General features: G+C 67.5%; 20 protein-coding genes. 9 read left to right on the forward strand and 11 right to left on the reverse strand.

The annotated features are described in order from the left end of the window. Positions 1-35: 35 nt before the first annotated feature. From mxcK to NR810_RS24585, 4 genes are all read right to left on the reverse strand, one after another. A complete protein-coding gene (mxcK, locus tag NR810_RS24570; RefSeq protein ID WP_257455824.1) occupies positions 36-1,259 on the reverse strand; it encodes a myxochelin export MFS transporter MxcK in 1,224 nt (407 codons plus the stop codon). Positions 1,260-1,476: 217 nt separating this feature from the next. Continuing rightward, on the reverse strand, positions 1,477-3,465 hold the full coding sequence (locus tag NR810_RS24575) for a glycoside hydrolase family 5 protein (protein ID WP_257455825.1): 1,989 nt from the start codon (positions 3,463-3,465) through the stop codon (positions 1,477-1,479). Between the two features lie 391 nt (positions 3,466-3,856). Then, entirely contained in the window at positions 3,857-4,177 is a 321-nt protein-coding gene (locus NR810_RS24580) for a hypothetical protein (protein ID WP_257455826.1), read from the reverse strand. Positions 4,178-4,643: 466 nt separating this feature from the next. Next, positions 4,644-5,507, reverse strand: a complete 864-nt coding sequence (locus NR810_RS24585; protein WP_257455827.1) for a ketopantoate reductase family protein — start codon at positions 5,505-5,507, stop codon at positions 4,644-4,646. Positions 5,508-5,681: 174 nt separating this feature from the next. Between NR810_RS24585 and NR810_RS24590 the strand changes: the two genes are divergently transcribed. Continuing rightward, positions 5,682-6,947, forward strand: a complete 1,266-nt coding sequence (locus NR810_RS24590; RefSeq protein ID WP_257455828.1) for a hypothetical protein — start codon at positions 5,682-5,684, stop codon at positions 6,945-6,947. A 60-nt stretch (positions 6,948-7,007) separates the two neighbouring features. On the opposite strand, the gene NR810_RS24595 is transcribed toward NR810_RS24590, so the two are convergent. Further along, positions 7,008-7,631, reverse strand: coding sequence for a hypothetical protein (locus NR810_RS24595; protein ID WP_257455830.1), 624 nt, complete (start codon positions 7,629-7,631; stop codon positions 7,008-7,010). Positions 7,632-7,926: 295 nt separating this feature from the next. Here NR810_RS24595 and NR810_RS24600 point away from each other — a divergent pair, with 295 nt between their 5' ends. Beyond that, positions 7,927-9,954, forward strand: a complete 2,028-nt coding sequence (locus tag NR810_RS24600; protein ID WP_257455831.1) for a lipoxygenase family protein — start codon at positions 7,927-7,929, stop codon at positions 9,952-9,954. A 45-nt stretch (positions 9,955-9,999) separates the two neighbouring features. After that, positions 10,000-11,379: a cytochrome P450 gene (locus tag NR810_RS24605; RefSeq protein WP_257455832.1), complete on the forward strand. Its 1,380-nt coding sequence runs from the start codon at positions 10,000-10,002 to the stop codon at positions 11,377-11,379. A 73-nt stretch (positions 11,380-11,452) separates the two neighbouring features. Here NR810_RS24605 and NR810_RS24610 read toward each other — a convergent pair whose 3' ends face one another. Further along, positions 11,453-12,496: a hypothetical protein gene (locus NR810_RS24610; protein ID WP_257455833.1), complete on the reverse strand. Its 1,044-nt coding sequence runs from the start codon at positions 12,494-12,496 to the stop codon at positions 11,453-11,455. A 36-nt stretch (positions 12,497-12,532) separates the two neighbouring features. Continuing rightward, the gene (locus tag NR810_RS24615; protein ID WP_257455834.1) at positions 12,533-14,710 is read right to left on the reverse strand and encodes a hypothetical protein; all 2,178 of its coding nucleotides are present in this window, start codon (positions 14,708-14,710) and stop codon (positions 12,533-12,535) included. Between the two features lie 136 nt (positions 14,711-14,846). Between NR810_RS24615 and NR810_RS24620 the strand changes: the two genes are divergently transcribed. After that, positions 14,847-15,554, forward strand: a complete 708-nt coding sequence (locus NR810_RS24620) for a metallophosphoesterase family protein (RefSeq protein ID WP_257455835.1) — start codon at positions 14,847-14,849, stop codon at positions 15,552-15,554. A 55-nt stretch (positions 15,555-15,609) separates the two neighbouring features. On the opposite strand, the gene NR810_RS24625 is transcribed toward NR810_RS24620, so the two are convergent. Together NR810_RS24625 and NR810_RS24630 are read right to left on the reverse strand one after the other, a co-directional pair. Next, entirely contained in the window at positions 15,610-16,035 is a 426-nt protein-coding gene (locus NR810_RS24625; protein ID WP_257455836.1) for a hypothetical protein, read from the reverse strand. Positions 16,036-16,158: 123 nt separating this feature from the next. Next, positions 16,159-17,412 carry an MFS transporter gene (locus NR810_RS24630; RefSeq protein ID WP_257455837.1) on the reverse strand — a complete coding sequence of 418 codons (1,254 nt, stop codon included), beginning with the start codon at positions 17,410-17,412 and terminating at the stop codon, positions 16,159-16,161. A 121-nt stretch (positions 17,413-17,533) separates the two neighbouring features. Between NR810_RS24630 and NR810_RS24635 the strand changes: the two genes are divergently transcribed. The 3 genes from NR810_RS24635 (at position 17,534) to NR810_RS24645 (ending at position 20,714) form a co-directional block, all read left to right on the forward strand. Beyond that, on the forward strand, positions 17,534-18,523 hold the full coding sequence (locus NR810_RS24635) for a LysR family transcriptional regulator (protein WP_257455838.1): 990 nt from the start codon (positions 17,534-17,536) through the stop codon (positions 18,521-18,523). A 70-nt stretch (positions 18,524-18,593) separates the two neighbouring features. Next, positions 18,594-19,445 carry an NAD(P)-dependent oxidoreductase gene (locus NR810_RS24640; RefSeq protein ID WP_257455839.1) on the forward strand — a complete coding sequence of 284 codons (852 nt, stop codon included), beginning with the start codon at positions 18,594-18,596 and terminating at the stop codon, positions 19,443-19,445. A 3-nt stretch (positions 19,446-19,448) separates the two neighbouring features. After that, on the forward strand, positions 19,449-20,714 hold the full coding sequence (locus NR810_RS24645) for an MFS transporter (protein ID WP_257455840.1): 1,266 nt from the start codon (positions 19,449-19,451) through the stop codon (positions 20,712-20,714). Positions 20,715-20,735: 21 nt separating this feature from the next. Here NR810_RS24645 and NR810_RS24650 read toward each other — a convergent pair whose 3' ends face one another. Next, complete coding sequence (locus tag NR810_RS24650; protein WP_257455841.1) at positions 20,736-21,596, reverse strand: LysR family transcriptional regulator; 861 nt, start codon at positions 21,594-21,596, stop codon at positions 20,736-20,738. Positions 21,597-21,697: 101 nt separating this feature from the next. On the opposite strand from NR810_RS24650, the gene NR810_RS24655 reads away from it, so the two are divergent. Both NR810_RS24655 and NR810_RS24660 read left to right on the forward strand, forming a co-directional pair. Next, positions 21,698-22,360 carry an RNA 2'-phosphotransferase gene (locus tag NR810_RS24655; RefSeq protein WP_257455843.1) on the forward strand — a complete coding sequence of 221 codons (663 nt, stop codon included), beginning with the start codon at positions 21,698-21,700 and terminating at the stop codon, positions 22,358-22,360. Positions 22,361-22,442: 82 nt separating this feature from the next. Next, on the forward strand, positions 22,443-23,675 hold the full coding sequence (locus NR810_RS24660) for a cytochrome P450 (RefSeq protein WP_257455844.1): 1,233 nt from the start codon (positions 22,443-22,445) through the stop codon (positions 23,673-23,675). A gap of 44 nt (positions 23,676-23,719) precedes the next feature. Here NR810_RS24660 and NR810_RS24665 read toward each other — a convergent pair whose 3' ends face one another. Continuing rightward, on the reverse strand, positions 23,720-26,965 hold the full coding sequence (locus NR810_RS24665) for a LamG-like jellyroll fold domain-containing protein (RefSeq protein ID WP_257455845.1): 3,246 nt from the start codon (positions 26,963-26,965) through the stop codon (positions 23,720-23,722). Positions 26,966-26,994 lie beyond the last annotated feature (29 nt).

The following is a 26,994-nucleotide window of genomic DNA, read 5'->3' on the forward strand; positions in this document are numbered from 1 at the left end:
ATTCCTCGTCTGAGAGGGGACTGCGTTGGAAGAACTCAGACCGGCACCGCGCGCGCGGCGCCGATGCGGCGGCCAAACAACCAGAGCGTGCAAAGCGCACAGCCCGTCACCCCGGCGGCGATCCAGCCCACCCGGCCAAACCCCGCCAGCGCGCCATCCGGCATCACCGTGAGCAACAGGCCCCCCACCCACGCGCCGAGCCCGGAGGCGCCATCGCTCGCCGCCATGTTGATCGCCATGTAGCGGCCGCGCAGCGCGGGAGGCACCCGGGAGGCCACCAACGCCAGGGTGGGAATGGCCCGCCCGGAGGTCAGCACCATGAACAGCACGAACACCACCGCCACGCCCGGCAGCGGCGACGCGGTCAGGTGCGTGAAGAGCAGGTGCGGTCCCACGGTGCCCACCAGCAGCGCGGCCAGGACGCGAGCCGGACCGAAGCGATCGGCCAGCCGGCCAATCCACCGCGAGCTCAACAACGTGGCGGCGCCGCCCGCCAGATACACCCAGGACAGGTCCGACAGCCGCAAGCCCAGGTTGCCCACCATGAAGGGGCTCAGATAGGGAATGAGCAGGAAGCCGGAGAACACCACGCAGAAGGTCAACACCCACCCGAGCGCCAGGGCGGGTGTCCATTCCGGCCCGGACGAGTCCCCTCCCCTTGCGTCACGGCGCCCGGCCAGGTGCTGGGTGACCGCGGGCAGGGAGAACAGCAGCGCCAGCCACAACCCGCCGCCGAGCGCGCAGATGACCCAGAACGGCGAGCGCCAGCCCCACTGGCTCGCCAGCCACAACCCCAGGGGAACGCCCGCCACCGCGCACAGGCCATATGACGCCATCACCGTGCCGATGGCCTTGCCCCGGCGCTCCGCGGGGATGACATCCCCGATGATGGCCTGCACCACCGCGCTCATCAGCCCCGCGCAGGCCCCCGCCACGGCTCGCGCTCCGAGCAACCCCAGGTGGCTGTCCGAGGCGCCGCACAGCAGCGTCGAGACGATGAACCCCGCGTAGAGCCCGAGCAGCGTGCGCTTGCGATCGAAGCGGTCCAGCCACAGCCCCCCCAACAGCCCCATACCCGCCGAGGCCAGCGTGTACGCGGACACCAGCACCCCGAACTGCGCGGCCGAGATGCCCAGGCGCCGCATGAGCTCCGGCCCCAGCGGCATGACGATCATGAAGTCCAGCAGGTGGGTGAACTGCACGGCCGCCAGCAGCCAGAGCATCCGCTGCTCGGACTTCGGAGAGGGGGAAACGGTCACGACACGCTCCAGGGACACGGCGTCAACCCATGGTCGATAATGATAATGAAAATCAAAATCATCAGACGGGCGCACTTATAGACGACGCGGGGGGCCCTCGGCAAGTCCTCCCTTCCCCGCCGTCCTCGCCGCGCTCGTGCTCGCCGTGGCGCCTCCGGAGGTCCCCCCCTGACCTTCGTGGCTGTCCCCCCCTCGTCTCAAACACCGGGAATGCTGCTCAGGGATTGCCGAGGTGCCGCTCGAGGACGTAGGCCTGCGACAGCCGATTGAACACCGGCTCCAGCTCGTAGGCATTGAGGATGTTGCAGGCGGGCAACTTCTCCCAGCTTCCGGAGGTCCACATCGTCGCGCCCATGCCGATGCTGTCCAGGAAGCCGAGGAACTCCTCACCGTCCGCTTCCCAGGCGCCCTTGTCGTTCGGGTGCATCTGCGTGCTGGGCCAGCCGTACTCACCAATGAAGCCCTGGGTGCCCTGGGCCGCCACCCAGTCGGTGAAGGGCTTCACCCGCGCCACTGTGTACGCGCCCACCGACGCATGACCCTTCTTCCGGGCCTCCGCCAGATACACGTCATGATGGGACCGGTACTTCCCGCCGCCGTCATCCGGGTACTCGGGGTCGTCGAGGGCGTCCATGTAGATGTGCGCGTGATACATGATGTTGTTGTAGCTGTCGGTGATCCACTTGCGCGGGTGGCTCTTCGGCCACAGCTCGGCCGAGCTCCACGAATAGCCCTCCACCATGATGAGCATGCTGTCGTTGTTCGTAGTGCGGAGCTTGTTCACCACCTCCTGCGAGTAGAGCTCCCACTGCTGCGCGGGCTTGATCTCACCGGTCCGGGTGCCCTGGCTCACCTGGTCGACGTAGAAGACGTGCGGGGCGCTGCCATTCGTCCCGTCCACGATGAACTGGATGCCAATGACCTTGTAACTGGCCCACAACGCCTCGTCGGGGTTGAAGTACACCCGGCTCTCGATGCCCTTGGTGATGGGGAACTCATCGCTGAAGAAGTTCGTCGACCAATCCATGGAGGACATCACCATCCGCGCGCGGACCGATCCGGGCGTCGTCGTGGGCACGAAGACCTTCACCTGGAAGGTCCTCCCGTTGGTGATGCTGGTGGACTTCGTGCTCGAGTACAGCCGCGCGCCGAAGACCTTGTTGTCCCCCGTCACGGCAGCGCCGGTGATCTTCATCGAGCCCTGGCCGTTGCGGCTCTCCCGGCCGATGACCTCACTGCTCTGGGCCACCCAGCCCTCGAGGCTCGACTCGAAGCTCGAGATGGAGACGGCGTTCGACAGCGTGCCCTCGGTGTGGGGCAGGTCATGGGGCTCGTTCATGATGTCGTACGCGTAGACGGCCGAGTACGCCCGGGCGTCCGCCTTGATGGCGGAGGCAATCAGGCTCCAGGCCTGCGCGTACTGCTCCTTGGTGGGCCCGCCCGGCTCCCCGAAGGCGCGCTTCACCCCGCTGAGCGACGTGTAGCGGCCGTAGTTGTGCATGTCGACGATGACCTTGAGACCCGCCGTGTTCGCGTCGATGAGCGTCTGCAGCAGCAGGTTCTTGTAGTTCGTGTCCAGCCCCTTGTTCAGGTCGGGCTGGATGCGCTCCCAGATGAAGGGGATGCGCACGACGTCGTGGCCGAGGCTCTTCAGGTACTGCAAGGACGCGAGGGTCGGCTTCGAATACGTGGTCCCGTAGGTTCCGGGCAGCACGCCGCCGGCATTACCCAGGTCCATGAGGTTGATGCCCCGCCGGTAGCGCCTGACGGGCGCGCCATTCACGTGGAACGTGTAGTTGTCCACGACCCTCCCGGCCTGGAAGTAGACGACGGTGCCCGCGGCGTTGGTCGCCTTCGTCATCCAGAGGTAGTCACCCGTGACGAGCTCGGGGGGAATCGTGTAGACCCGGGAGAATTCCTTCGTCTGCCCGGCGCTGAAGTTCTGCCCCGTCAGGACCTGCTTGTGGACCACTGACGGAGAGATACCACCCGAGATCGTGTACGGCCGGACCTCGAAGGTGATGGTGACGTTCGACACGGCTTCTGGCGACTGCATGCCGATGAAGAACTCAACGCGCCCTCCCGAGGAGACGGTCTTCGGCCCGACTCGGGCGCCCAGATTCGAGAAGGTGAGCGCGCTGGCCGGCATCGGCGTGCCCATGAAGAAGAGAATCGCCGAGAGAAGAACCCAATTGATGGCACGCAAATGCAACTTTCCACCTCCATTTTGCCTGCGTTACACCGACGTATGCCTTCTCACCCGTAAAGAAAGAAGGCGCACTTCACTGCTATAGCACGTATTCCATGTTTTTTGAGCCTCTCGGGGTGTTTTCCGTGTTCGAGCGGGAGCAGAGCCGCGAGCGGGTCAACGGCCAGGCCTTGTCTCGATTATCGAGAGAGAAGAGATCAGGTCGTGGAGGGGGAGGAATCGAAGCTCCGCGAAGAGAACCTGCTCCCCGTGTGATCGGGACAAGAATCACTATCAACCGGCACGGGTGAGGCATCGCACGCCATGACAGGAACTACCATCTTACGCGGGCGCCAGTGTTTGTGCGGGTAGTGCGTGCTCGAGAGCGATGCTCTTGTTGAAGGGCTCGTCAGTAGAACCGCTCGTCGAGCTTCTCCGCTGGCTTCACGTTCGGGAAGCGCAAGGTGACCGTGACGTCCACGGGACCACGCTTCGGCGCGTCGCCCATGGCCGTGCTCATGGCGTCGTACGCTTTGTACTGGAGGTGGTGGTGGAGGCAGTTCCTCAGCGCATTGCTCGGCACCGGGTCGAACCGGCTCTTGTCCCTTACCGCGGAGAGCTGCTCGTCGAAGTGAAGGGTGATGCGGTAGCTCCGTGCCGCATCCGGCCGCCGCGCCAACTCCTGGGCCATGCACCACTCGCGCCCCTCTCGCCCATTCGGGACGACCATTCGCGCGGCAAGCCACTCTTGCGGCGTGGTCTTTCGCCTGGGCTTCGGAGGCTGTGGCGGAGCGGGCGGTGGAGGCGCGGGTGGCACGGTGACCGGCGGGACGATGAACCGCGGGGTGGGAGCCGTCGGGGTGGGAGGAACGGCGGTGATGGAGGGAGGCGGTGGAGAGGGACGCCGCGCTGGAGACAGGGCCAGGTAGAGCGAGAGGCCCAGGGTGATGCTTGCCAGGGCTCCAGCAGAGACCGCCAGGAGGAGCTTCCGCCCATCCGGCCGAGTCGGCCGGGCCCCTCCACCGTTCATCGCCTCTGGCTGCGGGGTATAGACGGTGTCGCAGTACGAGCAACGCACCTCCGAGCCAATTATTGGAGGAAGACGTGCTCCACACGAGGCGCATTTCGGGACACGAGGGGCCATGCGGTCCGAATTCTACCAAGCCGCCCCGTCAGAGCCACGGCCTGATTCGGCATCACGGCCGCAGCGACTGAAGTCTCGAGCTCCGCGCCGGCGCGGCGGCAACCATGGCGTCGATCAGCGTGCGCGCCTCACCGGTCCCCTTCTCTCCGAGCGCGGCCAGCATGGGAAGTCGGCTGACCAACCACAGCCCGAGCGTGGCGAAAGGAGCCGGTATCTTGCCGAGGACCGCCACGTTCGAAGGCGTCAACGGATGGCCGAGCGAGCGAACGAGCGCGAGCCCTTCGACCATGCCGGAAGCGATCTCGCGCGATTCATTCCACGAGAGCCCGGACCCGCGCTTGTGAACACGGTCGAAGGCAACCATCATGGGCGCCACCACCGCGGCGTGGGTGCGCAGCCAGCTGTGCATATCCGCTTGCGTGTCGGTGGCGATGCCGGCCTTTGAAAAGGTCGCGGCCCACGCAGGATCCGTGACGATGGTGATCTGCAGGGCGGAGAGTGCGCGAGGAACGACCTGGAATTTGAGTTTGCCGTCCTTGAGCTCGGCGAGGATGGCCGGAAAACCAAAGGCGAAACGGTTGGCCCCCACTGCGTCGCGCAACCGGTCGAGCGGCGCGAAGGTGTTGAACATGAACATCACCTGCTTCGCGGCACTGCGTTGCAACGCGGGCAACACCGCATCGACCTGTGATTCGAGAACGGTGACCAGCACCAGGTCCCACGGGGTGGTGGCATCGAGTGCGGCGCTCACTTCGACCGGCGCGCGCTGAGCATCGGTGGTGACGATGGCGCGCTCCTTCTCGAGCTGAGCGAGGCGTGCACCGCGCGCGACGACCGTCACTTCATGGCCCGCTCGAGCGAGATGAAATGCGAACGTGCTGCCGATGGAGCCGGGGCCGACGATGGCGATTTTCATGGGCGCCCCTCTATAACCAGCGCGTGGTCACGTCGCCGTACGAAATGAGCCGAATCGGGTGCGGCTCGGCCGATATGCCAGGGGACCTTGGTCGTTGAACAGCCCGAAGCCGCCAAACCAGGGGCACCTCACGAACGAGGTGCCCACCACCGGCTCCGCCTCGGAGGTTCCGCCGTGTCTCGTCTTGGTCTCGTAGTCGCCGTGCTCGTCGCGTGCTCGTCCGCACTCGCGTCCCCCCGCACGCTCACCGAAGCCGAACAGCTCGCGTCCGTCAGCGCCCCTTTCGCGGCGACGCGCGAGCACGTCACCGGCGACATCTACCACTATCAATTCGACATCCGCGTCGGGTCCACGCCGAACGCACGCCTGCGCATCCACCGCGTCGTCCGCGAGCTCTCGCCGTGGCGGCCGCGTCCGGCCACGCATGCGGTGATGCTGCTGCACGGAGACTTCGCCAACTTCGTCACGAACTTCGTGCCATCACTCGGCAATCCCACATCGTCGGCCCCTGGGCTCGCCCCGTATCTGGTGTCCCGCGGCATCGACACATGGGGCGTCGATCGGCGCTGGACGCTGCCCACCACCGATGGTGATGTCTCCGATCTGGCCGGGATGGGCGTCAACCAGGCGATCGGGGACACCGCTGTCGCGCTCGCCTTCGCGCGGGCGACGCGGACCGTCACCGACCGCGATCCGGGCCGGATCGCCCTCGGTGGATTCTCGCATGGAGCCCAGCTCACCTACGCGTACGCCGCCGCCGATGGCCGCCACGTCTCGGCGATCGCCGCGCTCGACATCTACTACGATATCGCTCCCGAGGACGCCGACCTGCGGGCCCTGGCGTGCGCCAATGCCGCGGCGGGACGCGACGCTCTGGCCCAGGGGGTGACCGACTCCAGTAACAGCTTGTTCATCACGGCGGGCCAGTTGGCTCGGAGCACGCCCGATGAGCCCTCGCCCCTGTTCCCGTCCTACACGAATCGGGGAGTCGTGCTCACGCTCGCGGGTCTGACCTGGTGGCTCGCGCCGTACACGCCGCTGTACCACTTGAGTGCGCCGGTCCTCGACGCCGAGGGCAATGTCACGGGGTTGAGCGAGTCGTCCGAGGACAGCGTGAGCGCGTGGTTCGCCAGCGCGCCACCACACCAGTCGATGCGCGAGGCCGTGGAGTTCGATGAGATCTGGTGCGGCACTTCGCCGAGGCCTTCACTCGCGAACATCCGCGTCCCGCTCTTCTATCTCGGCGCCGCTGGCGGGTTTGGTGACCACGGTCTGTACTCGACGACAAGGGTCTCGTCGACCGACGTCACCACGCTCGTCATCCATCGGTTCGGGCCAGAGCGAGTCGCCGAGGACTTCGGCCACGGCGATCTGTTGTACGCGGAGGACGCGCCGACACTCGCCTGGGGACCGTTCGCGGCGTGGCTGCTGCACCACTGACAAGAACTCGGCGGGGCGGCGGTGCCAGACACCGCCACCCCGGAAGGAGATGGCCGAGGGTCAGAAGGCGTAGCCGAGCGCGAACCCCAGCGAGATGCCGTTACCGTACAAGAGCTGGAAGGCCTGCCGCTGCGCCTCGTTGGGGGTTCCGGAGACGATTTCCGGATTCCTGGTCAAGGCGAAAGCGTACCCAGCGGTCGCCGAGACGCAGAAGCCTCCATTCGCGAGGAACTCCAGGCCACCGACCACCTGGGCGAAGGGCGCGGGCTTCACCCGGGCGAGCACCCTGTTGTTGTTGGTATCGAGGGAGATGGGCTCGTCACCCGCGCCACCGGTCATCATCATGCCCGCACCCAGGAAAGGCGTGAACTTGGAGGTGAGGAAGTTGTAGCGGAAGCGCGCGCCGCCCTTCCATCCCGATGCCGACAGCCCTCCCGCCATGTCGAGCGAGAGCGAGGGCATGAAGTGGTAGGTGGCCTGCAGCCCCACCCCGCTGAGGGTGTTCCACCCAGCCTCCGCCATGAGCGCGAAGCGGCGCTGCGAACGGATGGGCGTGGAGGAGCCCTGCGGCGTCCCCTCCTGCGCGAGTGCGGTGGACGGAAGCGCGAGGCTCGAGGCGAGGAACGAGACGAACACGAACGAACGGAACATGGACTTCCTGTCGGACAGACACACCGGCTTCATGCACTTCCCCCTCTTGAGTTGAATGCCCTGCATCGAGTCAGAGCCGGCGAGCGGGAGAATCATGCAGGAAATCCGCGGGCTATTTCCGCGTGAGTCTCACCGGGGTACTCGTAGGGGGCATTGTCGCACATCGCTCTCGTTGACGTGTCAGCCCGTGTCAGTCGACGTGTCAGCCCGTGTCAGTCGACGTGTCGGCCATGCGGCACGGGGGAGTCCCTGGGACCGTGTGCGCTCGTGGTGAGGCGATGCGGTCCTCATCGGACACACGGCATGGAATCTGCACCGGCGCGGTGCCATGAGCGTGGAATACAAAATCAAGGTTCGCACGGGCGCTCGTCTGGGGTCAGGGACGGACACCGACATCAGCGTCGTTCTGGTGGGCTCACTGGGAGAAAGCGAGCAGCACGTCCTGAACAAGCGCTTCCACAACGACTTCGAGGCGGGGGCGGAGGATGTCTATACGCTCCAGACCCGGGATGTCGGTGAGTTGCTGCTGCTGCGCTTCACCAACTCCGGGGGTCTGGCGGCTGACTGGCTCCTCGACTTCGCCCATGTCACCTCGGGTGACAAGAGCTGGCACTTTCCACACTACCGCTGGGTCCTGGGCGGTACGACGGTCGAGGTCCTCGAGGGCTCGGCCGTGTTGCCGCAGAACGTGCGTCACGTGCGCACGGTGGAGGCCCGCCGCGCGCAGCTCGAGAACCGCAAGAAGATGTACCCCTGGCGCCCCGCCGAGGCGACCGCCGGGTTGCCCGGCGCGCTCGACATCAGCAAGGAGCGTCCGCTGCCCAAGGACGAGCTGTATCGGAACCTGACCGAGGGCAGCTACGAGACTGTCATCGCCAGGACGATGGCCACGCTCCGGCTGCACCTGCCCCTCCTGGCCGATGCCTGGAATGGGTTGGTGGATACGCTCGGCATTCTCAAGCACCTGGAACTGCCCAAGCTCGCCGAGCGGTGGCAGGACGATCACGAGTTCGCGCGGCAGGCCGTCCAGGGCGTCAATCCGCTCCACATCACGAGCATCACCGCCCTGCCCGAGGGAATGCCGCTCACGGACCACGAGGTCCGGGGCCTTTTGTCGCCGGGCACCTCGCTGGTGGGGGCACTCGAAGCCAGGCGGGTGTTCCTGCTCGACTTCGAGGTGCTCGAGGGCATTCCCATGTTCCGCAAGGTCGACGAGCACGGAGTCGAGGAGCGGCGCTGGGCGCCCGCGTCCCGGTGCCTGCTCTACCTCGAGGATTCCCAGCGGCTGCGTCCGCTCGCGATCCAGCTGGGCCGTGACCCCGCGAAGGATCCCGTGTTCACCCCGAACGATTCCGAGGCGGATTGGCTCGCCGCGAAGATCTACCTGCGTTGCAGCGAGGGCAACGCCCACCAGATGATCGCGCACGCGCTGCGCACGCACTTCGTGGTGGAGCCGTTCGTCATGGCGACGATGCGCAACCTGCCGGATCCGCACCCCATCTACAAACTGATGCGCCGCCACTTCCGCTACACGCTCGCCATCAACGAGGGGGCGCGCAAGGGCCTGCTCGACGAGGGCGGCGTGTTCGACGACTTCATCGCCACCGGTGGTCCGGACAAGGGACACATCAAGCTGGGCCAGAAGGGCTTCCAGCGCTGGAAACTGGCGGACAACAAGCCGCGCCTGGACCTCCAGCGCCGGGGCGTGCTCGATCCCGCCATCCTGCCCGACTACCCGTACCGGGATGATGCCCTGCCGCTGTGGGACGCGCTCGAGGAGTTCGTGGGAGGCGTGCTCGCCCCCTTCTACAAGTCCGACGCCGACCTGGTGAACGACACCGAGATACAGGCCTGGTGGGCGGATCTCCTCGAGCACGGCATCCCCGTCGACAAGATGCCCTGTGCCAGGCTCGAGCGCGTCGCGGACCTCGCCGACATCCTCACCACCGTGCTCTACACGGGCAGCGTCCACCACGCCGCGGTGAACTACCTCCAGTACGAGCACTACGCCTTCGTCCCCAACGCGCCGCTGTGCATGCGCAAGCCTCCCCCGGCGCAGAAGGGCGTGCTGCGCCTGGAAGACATCACCGAGATGATTCCGACCAGATCCCAGACCCTCTGGCAGGTCGCCATCGGACGCGCGCTCGCCAGCTTCGGCGAGGACGAGGAGTTCCTGCTCAACGAGGGTGGGTGGAGGGAGACGTACTTCCAGGAGCCCGGGTTCCTCGCCATCCGGGAGCGGCTCTACGAGCGGTTGCGTGCCCAGCTCGAGGCGGTGAAGGCCCGCAACGCGAAGCGCGACGTCCCCTACACGGTGCTCCAGCCAGACCGGGTCCCTTGCGGCATCACCGTCTGAGTCGTTGCTCCTCCCGCCCCACCCGTGTCTCCAAGGAGTCCATCCGTGCCGAACCCGCTGTCTCGAGGTCTGTTCAACCTGTTCTTCGGCTCCAGACGCCGGGCCTTCGCGTCCCTGCCCGGGCCCGTGCCTGGAATCCTCGGCAACGCCGGAGACTTCCTCGGTGGCGAGAAGCCCTGGAACGTCTGTGCGCGCTACGGCCGTGAGTACGGAGGCGTCACCCTGGTCTGGCTGGGGCCCAAACCGGCCCTGGTGCTCAACGATCCCACGCTCATCGAGCAGGTGCTCGACTCCCGCCGCATGGAGTTCGAGAAGGGCTCGCTCCACGAGCAACTCAAGCCGACCACGACGGAGCACTCGATCTTCATCGCGAACCTGAATGGGGACTGGGCCACGAAGCGCCAGCAGGATCCCTTCGTCCAGTCCTGGTCACCCCGGTGGCTGGCCGCCCAGGTCGCCCCCATGCAGGCGGTGATCACCGAGGCCGTCAACGCCCTCATCGCGAGCGGGAAGACGGTCGATCTCGCGCCCGTGCTCCGCCGGCTGACGTTCGACGCCTTCGCCGTTGCTGGCATGGGCGAGAAGACACCGGACTCGGTGTACGAGGACTTCATGCTGCTCGCCAAGGGGGCGGATGCGCGGCTCCAGTCCAATCTGCCCTTGAGGTTCGTCTCGTTGCCCAAGGGCTTCGAGGCCGCCCGTGAGCGGTTCTACCGGTTCTTCGAGGAGCGTCTCGGTGCCTTGCGCCGCTCCCCCAAGCCGGAGGCCACGGACCTGATGTCATGGATGCTGCGCGAGATGCCCGGCTTCGACGACAAGTGGCTGGCGCGCCACGTCGCGCTGATGTTCTACGGCGGTGTCTTCTCGTCGAGCACCACGCTGGTGGGCGCGTTCCACCAGGTGCAGAAGCACCCCGGCGCCGAGGCGCGGCTCGTGACCGAGGCCGCCACGTTCGCCGGGGGGCCACCCACCCTCGAGCGTTTGAACGACGCGCGGTGGCTCGAGGCCGTCACCCTCGAGGCGCTGCGGATTCTTCCCGCGGTCCGCGTCTTCATCCGCACCCCGGTCAAGGACGTGCAGTTCGCCGGCGTCACGTTGCCGGCGGGGACGACACTCATGATCTCCAACCAGCACCTGCACCGAGACCCCACGCACTGGCCCAACCCGGACTCCTTCGAGCCCGAGCGATGGCTGGACGGAGGCCTGGCGAGAGATCCCATCGGCAGCGGCCACTTCTTCCCGTTCGGCCGGGGCCCGCGCATGTGCGTGGCCACCGACTTCGCCATGGTGTTCCTGCGCACGGCCATCGCGACGATCGCCGCTCGCGCCAGGGTCCAGGTCGCCTCGACGGAGCCCTTCGAGGAGGGCTTCTTCTTCGGCGTGGTCCTCCCCACGAACGTCCACGCGAAGTTCATCGCGCGCTGAGCCGTGGCTCCCAGGCCCCCTACCCCGCCCCTTCTGGGAGGGTGGCCTGGGTCATGGGGCCAGGTGCCCTGGCTCAGCGGTGGAGCGTCCAGGTGCCGCCGTTCCAGTCGATTCCGACGTAGCGCCGATGGTGGATGTCGTACACCACGTGTCTCATGTGGGCCTGCTGCGGGGCCGTCTTTCCCGCGCACCAGTCACCGTCGTAACTGCTGACCACCTCGTTGGCGAAGGCCACGACGTCTCCGTACTCGGTGTCGAAGACCGCTGGGCCCTTATGGGGGAAGGGCAGCTCAGAGTCCTTGGCCTGCCAACCGGAGTCGGTCCACGCGTACCAGTCCCACAGTGGCAGGCCCTGGACGCCAGAGCCCGCCACCAGGAGCAGCTCGCCATGCCGGCAGTCGAAGACGAGTCCAGCGTACTGGCGATGGCCAAACCCAGGCCCCACTTCATCCTTGAGTGACCAGGTTTCATCGAGCTCCCATGTCGCCAGGCCGTCCGCGAAGAAGACGATGCGCTGACGGGAGGCGTCGTACCTCATGACGCCGAGACCCGACGGAGCGCCCTTGGAGCCTGGATCGACCTGGATCTGGAGATTCCGCCAGCTGGTGCCATCCCAGGCGTACGTCTGGGGCCCTTCGGATGCAGCGGTGTCGAGCGCCACCAGCTGTTGCCGACGAGGGTCGAACGTCAGGCTCGAGAAGTCCGCGGGTGTCGTTGCCGCGAGCTTGCTCCATCGGGCTCCATCGAACGTCCACGTGCTGCCCTGGCCCACCGCCACGACCTGGTCCCGTACCGGATCGTAAGCAAGCAGAGAGAAGCCGCCGCCACCCGCTTCCGGGACCGGAACCCAGGTCCCGAACAGGTAGGGCTGGCCACCGTCGGCGAGAACGTAGCCACCCCCGTCCCTGACGTACGCGGGGTCCTTCGGCAGGCATTCCCGTGAGGGCATGGAACGATACGACGGGTTCACGGGGCATTCGCCGTCGAGCTCCACTGGCGGGCCCGCGTCCGGGTCCATTCCCCCATCACGCCCACCGTCATCGGGCGGGCTCCCCGGGCACCCCACGAGGAGCATCATGAAAGCCAGGGCCGCGGCAGCACGTGTCATCATCGTCATGCCGCCGTCATACACCACAACCTCATGGCGCGGTCATCACGGAGACAGGGCCGTGCTGCTCAGGATCTCCGTCCCCACCGGCGCCAGCTCCCCCCGGTGGATGGCCTGCACGCGTTGATGTGTCTTCTTCATCTCCTCGATCATGGCCTCGTAGGGTTGATCCGCCTGGTTGATGAGGCCCATGTTGAAATTCTCGCCATCGGGCAACGAGCGGTGGGTCACGGCCTGGTCGTAGAGCAGGAAGAATCCGAAGCCGATGAACTGCGGCCGGGCGGCGAGCTGCTCCACGTAATAGCGGTAATGCAGCCCGCGCGACCTCTGGTCTGGAGTGGCGGTGGACGCGGAGTGGGCCGTCAGTCCACGCCCGTAGGTCGAGAACGAGAACTCGAGCAGCAGGATGGGCTTGTCATGGAGGAGGTACTCATCAATCCAGGACGGAGACTTCTGGTAGACATCGAAGCTCAGTGCGTCCACGAAGGGCACACTGCCCGCGACCCACTCGGGTGAATTCCTCCATTTGGGAACCAGGGAGCCGCCGAGATAGAGGTGGTTGGGGTCGTACTTCTTGAGAACCCGGCGGACCACCTCGTGGTACTTCGCCGAGGCCCGGACGATGAAGGCGGAGATGTCCGCGTCCAGACCGGACGTCGTCGTCACCGGGGTGCTCTCCAGCAGCGTCCGGGTCGACGTCGCCGGCAGCCCCAGCTTCTGCGCGACGAGGCTCGTACTCCCGCCATTTCGCTCCAGCATGAAGGTGATGAACTCCCGCTTGGCCGGGCTGGTTGCGTCGAGCTTGAGCACGGCCAGCACGACGGAGCGATCCCACCCCCGCTCGTTCTCGAAGGTGTGGCCGATGATGCGCGGCTCCGCCTTCACGCTGTCCAGGTAGCCCTTCAGTTTGCCTTCGATCGTCGGCTCCCAACCCGGGTCGAAGGGATCCACGGCCTTCCAGGGCGTGAGATTGCACATGGTGCAGTTATCGGGAGGCTTGAGCACGGTGATGTATGGGAAGGCGATCCGGTCATCGCGCGTCCACTTCGTATGGGTATTGAAGCCCCAGGCACGCAGCCGCTTGTTCATCACCTGGGCCCAGCGGGAGCCGTAGTCCACACCGGAGCCACCCGTGTCGTACTTCCGCCGGAGATTGGCCGTCAGGAAGCTGACGGTGCGTACACCATTCACCGATGAATAGGCATCGGGGAAGGTCGTGGACGAGGGGAGCTCCTGGAACACCTTTCGCGGCGTGTTGTCCGGGTTGTTCACCGGGGTCGAGTAGCCCCCGTCCTTGAACATCGCGCCATCGACGCCGATGACGAAGAAGGGATCTCCCTGCGGCGAGATGAGCCACCAGCGCTGGTTGATCTTCTCGAGACGGAAGAAGCCCGTTGCCAGGTAGCGAGGCTGGGGCGGAGAGCCAAGGGCCGGGCCCGACGCATCGGATGTGCTCGCGGGCTGCGCCAACCGCTGAGCCTCCGCGGCGGCATCGGCGACCAGCTGCGCGTCGGAGGAGATCTTCCCAGGCCAGTTCTCCCAGAGGAACTGCCCGTACTTGTCCACCATCAGGGTCTCGCGCTTGAACTCCGCCGAGAGGTCGCCAGGCAGTGCCACCGAGCCGGTGGGCAGGGTGTCCGTCGTGTAGAAGCGGATCTCGCTCAGGGGCATATGCACGTTGGAGTGCGGCCGCTTCAAGATGAGGCGGAAGTAGCGCGCCTTCCGGCCCCTCAGGGAGAAGACGAGCGTCTTCCCCGATGCCCAGGGCTGATGCCCGGCGGAACGAAAGAGGGTGTCGCTCGCCGCCCGGTCATGGAGCTGCATGTCCTGGACGCCCCAATAGGTATTGGGAGCCCTCGCTACGACCTCGACCCGGTCGATGGCGTAGTCCCGCAGCAGGTCGAAGACGACGGCCACCTTCGAGGGAACGGGAACGTCCGGCAAGGCGTTCCAACCCACCTCGGTAAGCACCAGGGTGTCGGTGCCGTCGGTGAGCGCCCCCGTCTCGAAGGAGATGGGGGTCGCGGTGAGTGGGGAGCCCGCGTCCGCTGAGGACAGCCTCAGCTTCTCCTCGCCACCGGAGGCCGTGATGATGGCCTGGTTGTATTGGTAGGCGCCGCTCTCCACGAGGGACGAAGCGGCGTGGGCGGAGTCCATGCTCCAGCCAAAGAACACCCAGAACAGGACGAGTGCGAGAGGATGGGAGAGGGGGATGGGTTTCATCGTATGTGCTGAAACACCGGACCCCCTACCCGGTGTCACCCTACCCCACCAACAACCCTGTCACGACGATTCCACATCGGGTGTAACCGGGTCGGCACGCATTGCCGCTACACTGGGAGCCAGGACAGGAGGCGGTATGCGCATCGCGGTCATTTCGGATCTCCACCTGGGCCAGCGGGATGTGGTGGACCACTTCGGCCACGAGGACACGGCGTTCCTGCGCTTCCTGCGCTTCCTCGAGGGGAACTTCGAGCGGATCGTCCTGCTGGGGGACATCTACGAGACGCTGACCTCCCGGGTGCCCAGCAGGCAGGCCGCCGAGCTGAAGGCGGCACGGGAGGCGCATCCGGAGCTGGTGCGCCGCTTCGAGCGGCCCCAGTACCACTACGTCCACGGCAACCATGATCTGATCGCCGGGTGGGTCCTGGCGGCACCCGAGCACCTGATGCTGGAGGCGGATGGGGTGCGGATGCTCTTCACGCACGGCCACCACCACGACTGGATGATCCGCCAGGCCCGCTGGATGTCCGAGGCAGCGGTGTGGGCGGGGGCGTGGCTGCGGCGCTGGGGCCTGGGTGCCGTGTTCCGGGCTTTCGACTCGCTGGACCAGCGGATGCGGGGCGCGGTGGAAGATCCCTCGCGGTGCACCTTCCAGCGATGGGCGCTGGGGCGGGCGTGCCAGAGCGCGGCGGACATCGTGGTGACGGGGCATACACACAAGGGCATGCGAGTGGCGCATGGGGAGCGCCTCTTCCTCAACAGCGGCACGTGCTCGCAGGGGCGGTACTCGTTCCTGAGCCTGGACACGAAGGCCAGCGAGTACGCGCACCACGCCACCTGGTGAGTGCGTCAATCCCCAGCGCTCACGACTGGACCGCGCGGGCCGTGGACCTGGAGCTTCACGCCTTCCGGCGCCGCGCGCGCAGCTGGGAGATGACCTCGTGGGCCTGCTCGAACGTGGAGACGAAATGAAGCCTCTCCGCCGAGCGAGTATCTCCGTGGCCCGTGACCTGGGCAGCCAGCGAGATGCCCCTGGCCAACGCCCGGTGCAGCAGCCGCGCGCCGATATAGATGGTGCCCAGCGACCACTCCGAGGGGACCTTCTCGCTGAAATAACGCCCGGCCTCCGGGTCGAGGCGACCCGCGTCCTTCATCACCGACACGGTGATGAGGGGGTGTGCCTCGCGCATCTCCTGGTAGATGCCCACGATGCGGGTCGCGTGCGCCAGGGTGAGAGGGCCATGGTACGTTGCCCAGAGGACGTCCGGCGGCTCGAAACGGAAGATGTGGCTTCCCACCATCCACTCACGTGGGCCTTGCGTCATGCGTCCTCTCCGCTTCTCCCAGTCTAGCGGTGGAGCGTGGGACGAACGCAGCCCATCGGCAAGGGTCCTCGCGTGCCGGGGTGAGCGGACCTCAACTCTTTAGCAGTTTGCCCCGGCGGTGAATCAGCGGGCCGCGCGATCCCCCGGCAACAGGCGGACCAGCAAGGCCGCCAGCGCCGAGGCGGTCGCCAGCAACGTCACCGCCACCCATCCCCACCGGGCCAGCAGGAGGCTACCGCTCGCCGCGCCGATGGACATGCCGATGAACGTACCGACGAACAGCACGGCGTTGAGCCTGCTGCGTGCGGCCGGATCGATGCCGAAGACGATGGTCTGATGCGCCACGAGCGTGATCTGGACGCCGAGGTCGAAGCCGATGGCGCTGGCGGCGATCAGCCACAGCCGGGTGTTCGGCTCGAGCCACGGCGACACGAGCATCGTGGAGAACGACAGGGCGGTCAGTGCGGCGCCCAGGCGCGTGACCCTTTCGGGGCCGAAGCGATCCGCGAGGCGGCCCGCTACCGGCGCGCCCAGCGCCCCGGCCGCGCCGGCCAGGCCGAATGCACCGGCGGCCGCGCTGCCCAGGTGGAACGGCGCGCCATGCAGCATCACGGCGAGGGTCGACCAGAACGCGCTGAAGCCGACCGAGAGCAGGCCCTGCGCCAACGCGGCCCGGCGCAGCGCGCCGTACTGTCGCCACAGGCTGGCGAGCGAACCCAGCAGGGCACCGTACGTGAGCGTGCTGGTCGGGCGGAAACGGGGCAGGCCGAACCAGGCCACCCCGCCGACGAGGGCCACGCTGGCGGCGGCGATCATGTACATGGCGCGCCAGCCGAAGTGCTCGGCGACCACGCCGCTGACGACGCGAGACAACAGGATGCCGAGCAGCAGGCCCGTCATCACCGTGCCGACCACCTTGCCGCGATGCCTTTCGGGCGCCAGGGTCGCGGCGGCCGGGACGATGTCCTGCGCCAGGGTCGCCGTCAGGCCGACGGCGAAGCTCACCGCCAGCAGCAGGTGGATGCCCGGGGCGATACCGCCCAGCAGCAGCGCCACGCTCAGGAGGGCGGCCTTGATGAGGATGATGCGGCGCCGGTCGAAGCGATCGCCGAGGGGCGTCAGCAGCAGGATGCCCAGCGCGTATCCCAGCTGGGTGAGCATGGGCACGAGGCCCACCGCGGTGTCCGAGGCGCCGATGTCGGCCCCGATCACCCCCAGCATCGGCTGGCTGTAGTAGAGCGACGCCACCGACAGCCCGGCACCCGTGGCCAGCAGCAGGCGCAGGCCCCCCGACAAAGGCTCGCTGTCGCCGCGGCTGGCGGTCGCGGCCACGGTGCTGTTTCCGGCGGTTGTATGTACGGTACGAATGAAGGACATGATGTTCACCCCTGGCGATCGAGTCGAGGCAACTGTGCGCCAGAGGAGTGGGCATCGGTAGTAGCGTGCCTCGCACAGTGGATATACGCTCCGCGTATAAAGCCGCTGGAAGCGAGCCGCCATGCCCCCTCAGTCAAAGCCACCCCGGCCGCGAGTCTCCCAGCGGCGGATGTCCCAACCCGCCGCGCCGGCCACCGCCGACCGGCTCGAGCTGATGCAGACCTTCATCCGCATCGTCGACGCGGGCAGCCTGTCCTCCGCCGCCGCGCAGCTGGGCACCACGCAGCCGACGGTGAGCCGCCGGCTGCAGGCGCTGGAGCGCTCGCTGGGGCTGCGGCTGATCCAGCGCTCCACCCATGCCATGAAGCTCACCGAGGACGGCGCGCGTTGCTATGAGCGCGCGAAGGAGCTGCTGGCCAGCTGGGAGATGTTCGAGGCCGACCTGCGCGGCGCGGGCGACGAACCGGAGGGCACGCTGCGCGTCGTGGTGCCCCACGCGTTCGGGCAACAGTTGCTGGTGGAGCCGTTGACGGAATTCCTGAATCGCCACGCGCGGGTATCGGTCGAATGGCTGCTGTACGACCGGGCGGCGGATTTCATCGCGGATGGCATCGACTGCGCGATCCACGTCGGCGAGGTACATGACCCCAACGTGGTGGCGATCCGCGTGGCCGAGGTGCCGCGCATCGTCGTGGCCGCGCCGTCCGTGCTGGCTGGATTGCCCATGCCGACCCACCCCGACGAGCTCGCACGGTTGCCCTGGCTGTCACTGCGCACGTTCTATCGCAACGAGGTCTCGCTGACCCACGTGACCACCGGCGAGGTCCAGCCCATCATCTTCCACCCGCGCCTGAGCACGGACAGCCTCTACGCCATCCGCAGTGCCGCGGTGAACGGCCTCGGCATCTGCGTGGCCTCGTCCTGGGTGCTCCAGGAAGACATCATGCGGGGTCGACTCCTGCACCTGGTGCCGCTCTGGCGGGCCGCGCCCTTGCCAATGTATCTGCTCTATCCGTATGCGCGCTTCTATCCAGCGAGGCTGCGCACCTTCGTGGAGTTGATGCGGAAAACGATCCCGGCGGCCCTGGCGGTGGCAACGGACGGAGTATGAGCCGGAAAGCATGTTAGCTTGAAACAAAGGAAGAGTGGATATGGCCCCCAGCAGTCCCACGAAAATAGCGGTGATCGGCAGTGGCCTCATGGGAAGCGCACTGGCGCGTGCCTTCGCGGCGGTTGGTCACGAAGTCGCGGTCTGGAACAGGACTCCAGGCAAGGCAAGAGCCGTCGGCGGTGGCACCGTCGCGATGGAGAACCTGATCGAAGCCGTATCGGGACGAGAGCTCGTCGTCGTCTCCTTGTCCAACTACGCCGCCTGCTCCGAAGTGTTCTCCTCGGAGGGTGTCACTCCGGCGCTTGCCGGCAAGACGCTCGTTCAGCTCACCAGCGGCTCACCCGCGGACGCTCGCGAGGCACTGGAGTGGGCGAAGGCGAACGGCGTGGACTACCTGGACGCCGCGATACTCGCCTACCCGGGTTTCGTCGCCACCGAGTACGCGACGGTCTTCTACGCCGGGTCGCGCCCGGTCTTCGACCGGCACCTCGAAACCCTCCAGGCGATCGCCAGGAATTCGATCTACGTCGACGAGAGGATCGGTTCCGCCGCGACGCTCGACTGCGCGATTCTCGAGGCCTACTACGGGGGCTCCCTGGCCTTCCTCCATGCCGCGGCCATGTGCAAGGCGGAAGGTCTCGACCCGAAGACCTTCTTCTCCCACAAGAACTCCTTCCTCGGTCTGCTCTCCGTCACCGCCGACGCCGCGCAGGGCATGATCGAAAGCAACGACTTCTCTGGCGACCAGTGCAGTCTCGATACCCACGTCGCGGCAATCGAGCACATCGTCCGGTTGAGCAGAGACGCCCGCATCAACACGCGCTTCCCGAAGGAGTTGCTCGACAACTACAAGCGAGCACTCAGCGCGGGATTGGGTGGCAAGGAATTGCCAGCCGTGTTCCGTACCCTCGTGCAGGACTGACACATGCAAACGCTGTCCACCACCGTTACTCCCGAGCCCTCTCCCCCTCCGAGCACGAGCGCGCTCCGCACCCCTGGATACCGGACCTTTCTCATCACGTTCATGTTGGCGATGATGGCCGACAACATCGAGCACGTGATCAGCTATTGGGTGGCATTCCAGAAGTTCCACTCGGCGGCGCTGGGTGGGTTCGCGGTGGTGTCCCACTGGCTGCCCTTCCTGATGTTCTCGGTGCCGGTGGGCGCGCTCAATGACCGGTTCGATTCCAGGCGCCTCATCCAGGGCGGGATGGTGCTCTTCATCATCGCCTCGGTGGGATGGGGATACTTCTTCGTCACGGACTCATTGCAGCTGTGGCACGCGATGGTCCTCCTCACGATCCACGGCTGCGCGGGTGTCCTCTGGGGCACCTCCAGCCAGATGTTGCTCTACGACATCGTGGGCGCGGGCGCCCTGCCCAGCGCGGTACGCCTGAACGCGACGGCCCGCTATCTCGGGGTCCTGGTGGGCCCCGGCGTGGGCAGCATCATCATGCGGACGCTCGGGCCTACCCATGGCATCTTCCTCAACACGGTGTTCTTCCTGCCTCTCCTGCTCTGGCTGGTGAGCGCCCCCTATGGCCGGCACTTTCGCGGCGTGACGACGGGCCCCAAGCGTGCCGTCCGGGGCTTCTCCGACATCATCCAGACCATCCGCGACGTGCGCGAGCTGCCCACGGTCGCGGCCATGGTGCTGCTGGCCGGGGCGGCGTCCTTCTTCATCGGCAACAGCTACCATGCGCAGATGCCGGGCTTCGCCCACGATCTGGGCCACGGAGACCCCGGCACGGCCTATACGCTCCTGCTGGGAGCGGACGCGGCCGGTGCCCTGCTCGCGGGCATCCTGCTCGAGACTCGCGGGACCTGGCTGCCGACGACGACAGCTTCCGCGATGAAGATGGCATTGCTGTGGGGCTGCTCGCTCTTCACGTTTTCGTTCATGCGCTCGTATCCGGCGGCGATTCTCGTGCTGTTCCTGGCCGGATTCCTCGAGCTCTCCTTCAGCAGCATGACCCAGGCGCTCGTGCAGTTGAATGCGCCGGACACCATCCGAGGCCGCGTCCTGGGGCTCTTCAGCATGTCGGCCTCCGGCCTGCGGGCGTTCAGCGGCGTGACCGTGGGGCTCCTGGGGAGCGTGACCAACACCCACATGTCGCTCGCGGTGTCCGCCCTGGCCTTCGTGATGGTGGCCACCCTGCTGCTCCTCCGCGGACGCCAGCAGGGTGCATGAGGATGTGGGGTCCGCGTGCCTCTACCGCTCGCGGGTCAGGGCCCGCACCACCTCCTCCGCGAGCCGCGTGCCGCGTCCCCGCCGCATCAGCAACCGGTAGGTCACCGGGGGAAGGCCGCGCACGGAAAGGCGTGCCAGGCCCGGGGTGTCCACCACGTCGTTGATCACCCCCACCCCCACCCCCAATGCCGCGAGCCGGCGGACCGCCTCCCAGCCGGTCACCTCCGCGGCGACCTCGAGCGTCCGTCCCTGGGCCGCGGCGGCGTCCTCCAGGGTTGCGCGCAGGGCGCGGCCGAGTGGAGGCACCAGGAGCCGGTGCTCGAGCAGCGCCCCCACCTCCACCTCTCGACCCGCTCGCGCCAGCGGGTGCTGCCGGGAAGCCACGGCCAGCAGCGCGGCGGTGACGAGCGGCTGCGAGCGCAGCCCCGGGGGACTGGACGCGGGCCCGGCCACCACCGCCAGGTGCGCCGAGCCGCGCTCCACGGCGGCGACCGCGGCGGGGCCATCCAGCACGAGGAAGGAGAGCACTCCGCTCCGCTCGCGAAGGAACGGAGCGATGCGCTCGGCCACCACATGCACCAGGGCCCCCTCTCCGCAGGCGAGCACCACCCGCTCCTCCGCGTGTCCCTGTCGTAGCTCCACGCGCAGGGCGCGCTCGCGCTCGAGGACGTCACGCGCCCAGGCGAGCACGCGCGCTCCATCCGGGGTGAGCTGGAGGCGTCGGCCCCGCCGCTCGTAGAGGGAGATCTCCAGCGCCCGCGCCACCCCTTGCAGCCGCGCATGCACCGCTGGCTGGGACAGCCCGATGGCGCGCCCCGCGAGCGTCAGATTGCAGCCAGCCTCCGCGAACGCCACCAGGGCTCGAAGCCCATCCGTTTCCATGAATGGAACTATCCGCTTCTTCGATAGCTGGAGGAAAGTCCCGATTCGTGGGCGGCGATGGTGTCGGCTAGTGTTCCTCGCGAAAGAAAGGAAGAACGGTCATGGCCAGCTCACACCGCCCGGAGATGAACCCCCAGGCACTCGCCAGGAAATCGAAGAAGCTCTCATGGTTGTTGCGCCATGGCGCCCGGGAGATGGGCCTCGCCATGGACTCCGCGGGCTTTGCCCACATCGGCGAGGTGCTGCGGATGACGGGGCTGTCTCGTGAGGAGCTCGACGAGGTGGTCGCGGAGAACAACAAGTCGCGCTACGAGGTGCGGGGCAAGCAGGTGCGCGCCGTGCAGGGCCACTCGCTGGAGGGCACCCCCGTGACGCTCGACGGGCTGGAACGCAGCTGGGACGAGGTGACCGGAGACGCCCCCCTCTACCACGGCACGTCCGTGGCCGCCGCGCACGCCATCCTCTCCGGGGAGGGCGTCCATTCCGCGGCGCGCACCCATGTCCACCTGGCTGCCGCGGTGGACTCGAAGGTGGGCAAGCGCGCTGGCGTGGATGTGCTGCTGGTCATCTCCCCCGCGCGCCTGCGGGCCTCGGGGCTGCGCATCTACCGCGCACCCAATGGGGTGCTGCTCGCGCGAGTCATTCCCGCCGCCGCCATCGTGGACGTGCTCGCGTGTAATGGCCCGGGACGCTCCGCGCTCGCGGAGCTGAAAAGACGGTTGGTGAAGGACGCCGCCCCGCCGACGCCGCCTCGGGACGGATGAGGCGCGAAGCCTCGACGTCGTACGAGCAACCGTGCTGATGTCATGCTGCGCTGAATTATTTAAGCCGACAGAGGAGCCCAGCATGTCTCGTGAGTCCGGGAGGGTGTTCAACCGCTTCGAGTCCCCGAATCTGGAGAATCCCTACCCTCTCTATCAGCGCATCCGACAGGAGGCGCCCGTCTTCTTCGACGAATCGCTGAACCTCTGGATTGTCTCCCGGCACCAGGACGCGCGCACGGTGCTGATGGACCCGGAGGCGTTCCGTTCGGCCGACTGCCTCCAGAACCCCATCCCGCCGCCGCCCGAGGTCCTGGCGGTGTTCATGGAGGGCTATCCGCGGCTTCCCTCCCTGGTGGATGACGATCCTCCCGGTCACACGCGTGTACGGACACTGGTGAGCAAGGCCTGCGCGCCACAACGGTTCACGGCGATGGAGCCGGACATCCGGGCACTGGCCAGCTCGCTGCTCGACGCGTTCGCCCGCGACGGTCAGGGAGACCTGGTCAAGCGCTTCACCTACCCGCTGCCGGCGATGGTGGTGGGTGGGTTCATGGGCGTGCCAGTCGAGGACATGGATCGGCTCAAGCACTGGGCGGAGGAGTTGACCCGCTTGTCCGCGGGAGCGCTCACGCTGGAGCGGCAGGTGGAGTGCGCGCGGAGTTTCGTGGCCTTCCAGCGCTACCTGGCCGCCCTGGTGGAATCGCGCCGGAAGGTGCCGAAGAAGGACCTGGTGAGCGCGCTGATCGCGGCGCGGCACGGAGATTACGAGCCGTTGAGCGACCTGGAGCTCATCGCCCTGCTGCAGACGTTGCTCTTCGCCGGGCACGAGACGACGACGAACCTGCTGGGCAACATGCTGGTGCTGCTGCTGCGGGAGCCGGAGCGGTGGAGCGCGCTGCGGGCGGAGCCGGGCTTGATTCCCAAGGTGATCGAGGAGTCACTGCGGCTGGACGCACCCGTGCAGGGGATGATGCGGACGGCGAGCCGGGAAGTGGAGCTGGCGGGAGCGCGGATACCGGCGGGGGCGAGGGTGTTCGTCCTGTTCGCCTCGGCCAACCGGGACGAGGCCGTCTTCGCGGAACCGGAGCGCTTCGAGCCACACCGCTCGGATGTCTCCAAGCACCTGGCCTTCGGGCAGGGCATCCACTACTGCATCGGCGCGCAGCTGGCGAAGCTGGAGGCGAGGGTGGCGCTGGAGTTGCTGGGCGAGCGGCTGCCGAACCTGCGGCTGCTGCCGGAACAGGACTTCGACTACCTGCCCAACTTCATGCACCGAGGCCCCAGGCGGCTGCTCGCCGCCTGGGACCCGGTCTGAGCAACGATGCGTACTTCTGCAATCGAATCTGCCTTCTCAGGCGTTCAGCGCGACACCTCCGCGTACAGGGCGCTCACTTCGCTGTCCTCGAGCGCACGGCCGAAGGCCTGCACCTCGTCGATCGACCCGGCCCAGAAGTCGGTGTCGCGGCCGGCGTACTTCGCACGCCCGAGCGCCAGCGGCCCGGTGCTCACCGTTGCCGGGCCCGCCGGTGTGGACGCCACCCGGCGGCCGTCGACGTACAGCCGTAGTTCGGCGCCAGCCCGGACGCCGACGAGGTGGTACCAGCGGCCGAGCTCCGGCGTCACCGCGTACGTGGCGCGGCGCCCTCCGGGAGCGCTGAACGCGAACGAGCCATGCCCGTACTGCAGGTAGAACGGGTTCTCCGTGCGGCGGCCGTCCTGGCTGACCGCCGTGGCGTAGTTGCCCGGCAGCGCGTCGAGCGTCACCCACACCGAGATCGAGTGGTCGCCTCGGGTGTCCAGCACCGGAGCGGCCGTCTCGGCGAAGTCGCCGTTCCCGTCGAAGCGCAGCGCCCGCCCGTGGATCCCGGCCGTCCAGACGGTGTTCCCGTGCAGCGTCACGTCGCTGCGCCCGTCGATGTCGTGGCCCAGCGTGCCGCTGCCCTCGTCGAGCGGCCAGTGCCCGAGTCCGGGGAACGTCGCGTCATCGGCCGCCGCGGCGCCCACGGCGATCACCCGCCGGTTGATCTCGCGCACCGGCTCCGGATCGACCTTCAGCACTCGCCGATCGTAGGTGTAGAAGCCGTTGAGCTCGTTCTCCAGATCGGTGACCTGGGTGTAGACCGAGCCGGACAGCTCCGCCCCGGCGGCGGCCAGGTAGAAGGTCGTGGTGTTCTCGACGTACCTCGCGGTCAGCGCCGCCTTGTCCACCACCCCGCTGTAGATGACCGTCGGCGCGCCCGGCCACATATGGCCCGGCGTGCGCAGGGTGAACCCGCCGTGCTCGCCATCCATCGCCGCGCGCGTGGCGTCCGGGTAGGCCGGGTCGGTGTTGTTGTAGTCGTGGTGGTCGAGGACGTCACCCTTGCCGGAGTCGCCCTTGGAGTCGCAGCAGTTCACGCCGCTGTGCGCATTGACCACTCGCGAGGGGTCGGCGGCCTTGACCTGCTCGGCGATCCGGCCGGTCTCCTCCCGGTTCCACTCGCCCCAGCCCTCGTTGAAGACCACCCAGCCCACGACGGCCGGCGAGTCGTGCAGCTGCTCCATCATGCGACGGCCCTCGGTGAGGAACGCCTGCTGTCCCTGCGTGTTCGTGATGTTCGCGGAGACGAAGTCCTGCCACACCAGCAGGCCGAGCTGGTCCGCGTGGTAGTACCAGCGCGCGGGCTCCACCTTGATGTGCTTGCGGACGGCGTTGAACCCGAGGTCCTTCTGCGCCTGCAGGTCCCAGCGCAGGGCCGCGTCGCTGGGCGCGGTGTAGAGCCCGTCGGGCCAGAACCCCTGGTCCAGCATGGCGAGGGAGAAGATCGGCTTGCCGTTGAGCACCAGCTTCGGGAAGCCGCCGACGTTCTGGATCGCCACCGAGCGCATTCCGAAGTAGCTGTCGACGGTGTCGGTGCTCTGCCCGTCGGTGAGGGTGACGTCGAGGTCGTAGAGGTACGGGTCGTCCGGCGTCCACAGGTGCGGCTGAGGCACTGGCAACGAGAGCCGGGTGTTGGCCGGGCCGGTGATGGTGCCGACCACGCGGTCGGCGGCGTCGCGGGCCACGGCGGTGACGCTGGCACCGGGCGAGGCCGACGCGGAACGGACTTCGACGGCGAGCGTGCCCGCCTGGATGTCCGGCGTGATCACGACGTCGTCGATCGCCACGTCGGGCACCGGCTCCAGCCAGACGGTCTGCCAGATGCCCGAGGACTGCGTGTAGACGATGCCGCCCGGATTGCGCGACTGCTTCCCGATCGGCTGGTTGGGTCCGGTGGTGTCGGTGACCGCGACGACGATCTCCTGGTCACCCGAGCCGCGCAGGGCGGCGGTGATGTCCGCGGTGAACGCGGTGTAGCCGCCGGTGTGCTCGGCGACCTGCTGGCCGTTGACCCACACCCGCGCCTGGTGGTCCACCGCGCCGAAGTTCAGCCGGAGCCGCTGCCCGGCGCCGATCCGCCAGGACTCGGGCACGGTGACGAGCTTGCGGTAGAACATGTGGTCCTCGTGGCGCTCCAGCCCGGAGAGCTGGGACTCCACGGGGAACGGCACGATGATGCGTTCCGGCAGCGCCCGGCCGAACACCGGCTGCTCGCCCGCGGCCGCGCCGGAGAACTCCCACGGACCGTTGAGGTTGAGCCACCGGGTGCGGACCTGTTGCGGCCGAGGGTACTCGGGCAGCGGGTGGGCCGGGTCGAGTTGCTCGCCCCACTGGGTGCGCAGCCGGTGGGTCGACTCGTTGCTGGCTTCGCGGATGAGCTGCGGCACCGCCTCACCCTCCACGGTCAGGCCGCCGTCGCCGTCATAGGCGACACGGACGCGCTGGCCGCGCTGGACTGGCGCGGCGAGGGTGACCACCACGAGGGACGGGTCGTTGGCGGCGACGGTGGCCGAGGCCAGCGGCATCGGGGTGGTGTCGGCCTCCACGGTCAGGTGCGGCAACGGGTCACCGAGCGCGGTGACCGGCTCGGCGAAGTCGAGCGTCAGCCGGCGGCCGTCCTCGCCGACGGTGAGGTCGACCGGGTAGACCTCGAAGCCGACCGGCGGAGTGAACGCCGTGGTCGGAACGATCTGCTTGCCGATGGTGGCACTCGACCACCGCAGGAACATGTTCGCGCCGCCGACGTCCTGGAACATCTCCAGCCGGAAGTCGTGTGCCTCGCCCGCGACGAGGCGCACCGGCGCGCTGCGCTGCTCGACATCCCAATCGCCGACCCAGTGGTCGATCACCGGCGCGCCGTCGATGAACAGCCGGAAGCCATTGTCGCCGATCGCGAAGAACGTGTAGTCGCCGGTCTCCGGTGCGGTGATCCGACCGGTCCACCGGGCCGTGGTGTGCTCGGTGCGGCCGGTCAGCGTCTCGAACGTGGCCGCCAGACCGGGGAAGTTGATGTTCGGATCCAGCGCGACCGCGCCGAGCTGGGTGAAGTCACGGGCGCCGGGCGCCGACATACGGAAGTACTCGCCCTTGAGACCGTGCACCTCATCCGGTGTCGATGCATCCGGTGTCGACGCATCCGGCGTCTCATCCGGGGCTGGTGGCGTGCAGCCGACCAGGGGGTGGATCAGCACGGAAGAGAGTAACAGCAAGACCAGGGGGAGCGACCTGAACTCAGGGCGTGACATGGCGTCCTTCTTGAATTGTCTTGAACTGT

This window comes from Archangium lipolyticum (genome assembly GCF_024623785.1).
GTDB classification, from domain to species: Bacteria; Myxococcota; Myxococcia; order Myxococcales; family Myxococcaceae; genus Archangium; species Archangium lipolyticum.

Coding starts and splice junctions, on each gene's coding strand:
- NR810_RS24580 (WP_257455826.1), bottom strand. CDS start 4,177: ATGGTCGTCCCGAATGGGCGAGAGGGGCGCGAGTGGTGCATGGCCCAG.
- NR810_RS24585 (WP_257455827.1), bottom strand. CDS start 5,507: ATGAAAATCGCCATCGTCGGCCCCGGCTCCATCGGCAGCACGTTCGCA.
- NR810_RS24595 (WP_257455830.1), bottom strand. CDS start 7,631: ATGAAGCCGGTGTGTCTGTCCGACAGGAAGTCCATGTTCCGTTCGTTC.
- NR810_RS24600 (WP_257455831.1), top strand. CDS start 7,927: ATGAGCGTGGAATACAAAATCAAGGTTCGCACGGGCGCTCGTCTGGGG.
- NR810_RS24610 (WP_257455833.1), bottom strand. CDS start 12,496: ATGACGATGATGACACGTGCTGCCGCGGCCCTGGCTTTCATGATGCTC.
- NR810_RS24615 (WP_257455834.1), bottom strand. CDS start 14,710: ATGAAACCCATCCCCCTCTCCCATCCTCTCGCACTCGTCCTGTTCTGG.
- NR810_RS24620 (WP_257455835.1), top strand. CDS start 14,847: ATGCGCATCGCGGTCATTTCGGATCTCCACCTGGGCCAGCGGGATGTG.
- NR810_RS24625 (WP_257455836.1), bottom strand. CDS start 16,035: ATGACGCAAGGCCCACGTGAGTGGATGGTGGGAAGCCACATCTTCCGT.
- NR810_RS24630 (WP_257455837.1), bottom strand. CDS start 17,412: ATGTCCTTCATTCGTACCGTACATACAACCGCCGGAAACAGCACCGTG.
- NR810_RS24635 (WP_257455838.1), top strand. CDS start 17,534: ATGCCCCCTCAGTCAAAGCCACCCCGGCCGCGAGTCTCCCAGCGGCGG.
- NR810_RS24645 (WP_257455840.1), top strand. CDS start 19,449: ATGCAAACGCTGTCCACCACCGTTACTCCCGAGCCCTCTCCCCCTCCG.
- NR810_RS24650 (WP_257455841.1), bottom strand. CDS start 21,596: ATGGAAACGGATGGGCTTCGAGCCCTGGTGGCGTTCGCGGAGGCTGGC.
- NR810_RS24655 (WP_257455843.1), top strand. CDS start 21,698: ATGGCCAGCTCACACCGCCCGGAGATGAACCCCCAGGCACTCGCCAGG.
- NR810_RS24660 (WP_257455844.1), top strand. CDS start 22,443: ATGTCTCGTGAGTCCGGGAGGGTGTTCAACCGCTTCGAGTCCCCGAAT.
- NR810_RS24665 (WP_257455845.1), bottom strand. CDS start 26,965: ATGTCACGCCCTGAGTTCAGGTCGCTCCCCCTGGTCTTGCTGTTACTC.